This is a genomic window from Plectonema cf. radiosum LEGE 06105 (assembly GCF_015207665.1).
Lineage (GTDB): Bacteria > Cyanobacteriota > Cyanobacteriia > Cyanobacteriales > Nostocaceae > Rivularia > Rivularia radiosa_A.
Genome location: NZ_JADEWL010000265.1, coordinates 1 through 3998, shown reverse-complemented (window position 1 = coordinate 3998; position 3998 = coordinate 1). Strand labels below are relative to the sequence as shown.

The 3998-nt window shown below is 39.2% G+C and carries 4 protein-coding genes; 1 reads left to right on the top strand and 3 read right to left on the bottom strand.

From position 1 onward, the window contains the following. Nucleotides 1-30: 30 nt before the first annotated feature. A complete protein-coding gene (locus IQ247_RS31675) occupies nucleotides 31-2184 on the bottom strand; it encodes a pentapeptide repeat-containing protein (RefSeq protein WP_193926155.1) in 2154 nt (717 codons plus the stop codon). Between the two features lie 59 nt (nucleotides 2185-2243). Further along, a complete protein-coding gene (locus IQ247_RS31670) occupies nucleotides 2244-2591 on the bottom strand; it encodes a hypothetical protein (RefSeq protein WP_193926154.1) in 348 nt (115 codons plus the stop codon). 417 nt (nucleotides 2592-3008) lie between these two features. On the opposite strand from IQ247_RS31670, the gene IQ247_RS31665 reads away from it, so the two are divergent. Continuing rightward, nucleotides 3009-3449 carry a hypothetical protein gene (locus IQ247_RS31665; protein WP_193926153.1) on the top strand — a complete coding sequence of 147 codons (441 nt, stop codon included), beginning with the start codon at nucleotides 3009-3011 and terminating at the stop codon, nucleotides 3447-3449. Between the two features lie 59 nt (nucleotides 3450-3508). Here IQ247_RS31665 and IQ247_RS31660 read toward each other — a convergent pair whose 3' ends face one another. Further along, nucleotides 3509-3880 carry a hypothetical protein gene (locus tag IQ247_RS31660; RefSeq protein ID WP_193926152.1) on the bottom strand — a complete coding sequence of 124 codons (372 nt, stop codon included), beginning with the start codon at nucleotides 3878-3880 and terminating at the stop codon, nucleotides 3509-3511. Between the last annotated feature and the right edge of the window lie 118 nt (nucleotides 3881-3998).

Here is a 3998-nt window from a genome sequence, read left to right as displayed (position 1 = left end):
CTCCCCATCCCCCCATCTCCTCATTCTGCCCTAGGGACAAAAACGATCGTGGATACCTCCCTGAGTACAAATATAAGCTTTTTGTTTCTCATCCAAATTTTGAACTTGACTAAAATCAACTCCTCTGACAACAGCGGATTGACTTCCGGTGGTGGGAGTTTCGACAAATTGATCCGCTGGATTTTGCTGTGTTGGAGAGAGTATTGCTCCTTGAAAATCTGCTCCTGTTAAATTTGCACCCCGTAAATCAGCAAGACTCAGGTCAGCATTCCGGAAGTTGGCATATGAGAGGTTGGTAGAGCTTAAAATAGCACCAGTAAGTCGTGCAGCACTTAGATTAGCATTACTGAGATTGGCGCGGTCAAGATAAGCTGATGACAAGTCTGCTCCTTGCCATTCAGTTTTGATTAAATTGGCATTAGATAACTGTGTCCCGATCGCGATCGTCCGACCTAAACGAGCGCCGTATAAATCGGCATCATTCAACTTGGCTTCACCTAAATCTGCTCCTGTAAGACTGGCATTTTCTAAGACAGCACCGCGCAAATCGGCTTTTCCGAGTCTGGCGCTACTCAGATTTGCTCCAACCAAACGTGCTGCTAATAGGTTAGCTTCATTCAAATTTGCACCGCTCAAATTGGTACGCACCATCAAGACGCGACTGAGATTAGCACCGCTTAGATCGGCTTGTTTTAACTCAGCTTGACTCAAATCGGTAATCCAATCATCATAAGTATCCCAACGACCATCTTCACCAGGTCCCCGGAAACGACTACCGCTGAAACTAGCTCGATCCAAATTTGCATACTTGAAATCAATCCCCCATAAATCAACTTTGTCTAATGACAAACTGAATATAGAATTATTTTCAGAACCTTCTTGAGACAATTTGGCACGGCTTAAGTCAATACCATTGGTTTTGCCGTTATAAACCAATAAAATCTTATTAATTGCCTGCTGATTTGCATACAAACTTTTTTGCCGCAATTCCCTTTCTTGAGTCGCATTGCTAGCTGTAGAATCCAACTCACCTTCAAGTAAAATATTCATGTGCTTGAGTTCGGAAATAGCTTCCGGACCAATACTCACTAAAGCTTGCTGAATACTTTCTAATAAAACTGGGTCGTTTTCTTTAACCAACAAACCAACTAGAAATTTAGTAGCCTGGGAATCTTTGAGCGTCCCTAAAGCTACAATTGTCCGCTGACGTTCTTGTTTAGTCGCTCCAGAGTTATCATCCAACTGCTGCTTGAGTGCTAAAAACTGCTTGCTATTGTTTTGGTTAACTGCTTTTTGATTTTGCTTATTTTGAAGATAAACTTGAGTACCTACCAAAGTTGTCAATACACCAGCCATGCTCAACAGTGCTACTCCCAGTAAAGTCAGGCTGGGGTTTCGCCGCATCCAAGCCCATAAATCCTTTTTTTGCTGTTGATCGGGTGTAACTACAATTGATTCAATTGCAGCTTCTTCGTCTCTGTGCATCAACCCAGAAGCATTCCTTCTATTGGCTAAAACTGAAGGTTCAAAAGGAATAGTGGCATCTATGGTATAGGTATCCGCAATTCTATCGTGAATTGAGCGACCTTGCCGCAACCACGGAAAACCCATTGCTTCTGCAAACAACATCAACAATGCTAGTACCGTAAAAATACTCAGATGAGGAAATAATAAGGTATAGCGCCATAACATATAAGTAACGGACATAGGCACACCCCAGCGACTACCTTCTCGCAGCAAAACGGCTGCGAAACCTGGGGGTTGACCTTTTTGATTCACAACCTTAATGCCAAACCAACGTTTGGGAATGGTACTTCCTGTTTTCCCTAGCAAATACCATTGCCAAGAAGTAAGTGACAAGGGGGCTAATATTGCTACCGTCCACAAAAAATTAGTCGGCCATGCGACATTACGAGTACCGTAACTTATGGGTAAAGCCAAAGGATAAGCTACTGTCCTTTCTGCTGCCACCAATATAGGATTTAGTGGTACGCGCTCCATATTAGTTTTACTGTTAATATAAGCCCCAATCCCAAAAGGTACTGCACCACTAACGACACAAAGCGTAATTTCCGCTACCCAAGCCGCAATCCGCCGCGAAGAAAGCGAAAGCGCACTGGTTTTTCGGGGTTGCTTTGGTTGTCTCAATTGATTCCCGCTTCTCCTCACTGTTGGAGTTGTCATTTACCTTGTTCCCTATAAATTAATTTCTACGCGAAAAAGTTTGCGTAGGTAGAAATAAATTATTCTTTTATTTGAGGACTGTTACCAGCTACGAAAAAATTGTATCCAAGGTAAACTAATCCTGCCAGTAATGCCATACTCATAACAGAAGCAATCAGTTTCAGTGCTGCTTGTAAGATAACAAACCCAATTAAAAATCCTACAGCCAAAACTATTAGCTTTGCCAAAATTGGTAAATCCCAAAACCAACCGATAATTTTCACTATGTAGTAAGGAACACTAGTATGTTTGAATTTAGACGTTGGTAAAATTGTGGAACAGGCAACTTCTATTGAGTCCGAATCAATTTCTGTGACTAGCTTCTGGAGGTGATACTCGTTTAGATTTTCTTCAGTTTGAGGATTCATTAATATTTTCTACCTTAGCTAGAAAAATGGTATATAAATAATGGCGATATGTATGTGATTTTATCTAATATTAAATGTGTTTAATACAACTATATACTGCATAAAACAATCATTTTATACACTATTTTACTTACAGATATCATATAGCTTAAGAATATATAGCTTAATATTTATTTATATTTTCAATTAGAAACAAAATATTAATCCTATTTAACGTAAATTCTATGAGTTTTTGATTGGGTGAGAAGTCGGGTTTTTACGTAAAATATCCGTCATCCAGGACAATCATCTTAAAAATCCGACTTGTGATTGTGGGACTATATTTATCGAATTTACGTCTATTTAACCAAGGAACAGATCATATTTTTCCTTGTCGATTTTGTTAAGGCTCTATTATCTTTAGGAGCATAATCCAAAATGAAAATACCTACTTTAATTCAATTTGCTCCTATCGTTTTGACGATAAGCTTGATTGCGATCGGCATTCAATTAGTCCAAGCTGAAGTTATACAGATTAAACCAGATTTTCAACCAGAGCCATTAATTCTTAGTGGTGAATCTGGAGGGACTCAAAAAACTAATTGTGGTAACATTAGCACTCAACCCAATCACATTATTGAAGTTGCACAATCATTACCTTATTTACGGTTAACAGTCCAAAGTCAAGGAAACCCAACACTGTTAATCGATGGGCCAGAAGGTCGCTTTTGTGTATTAGCAGATAGTTACTCGCAAAATAGACCAGAAATTTCTGGATATTGGGCATCAGGTCAATACTCACTATATATAGGCGAATTCACGAAACAGCAGCATACATACACCCTATCAATATCCAAACAGAAGATGCCACAAAAATAGCTAAATGTCAAGATTATACAATGAAAGGATTTTAGATTTTAGATTTTGGTGTAAGAAAGTCAATCTTCAATTGATTTTGCTGGTACTTCTACAGCCGTCACGTCAATAGTACCTTCTGGTGTGAAACGTTTGAGAGTTCTATTTTGCACTAGCAGCTTTTCACCGCAGCTAGGACATTGTAACTGAGTATTATTTAAACCTGTAATTTCGGTTCGGCAAACCGGGCAATTTTCAGTAACCAAATTACGTTGTAACCACCAGCGAAACCCAAAAAAAGCCAAAATAGGTACCAAAAACAGCAACCCAAGAATAATTAAGAATGAATTCACCAACCAACCCAAGCCCAATGTACCTAGCAACCAAACAATTGCTAATAAGGTGAGCCAGGGACGTAGATAATACAGATTCGATTGAAAGGATTTAAAGCTCATTTTTAAATTTATCTTTAATTTATCCAAGTCTCCTTCTAGGATAGCGAGTTTATCCAATACTCAAGAGTGAAGAATCAAAAATTAAACTGTTGGCAAGGAGTGGGAAGCGATGGGGGGA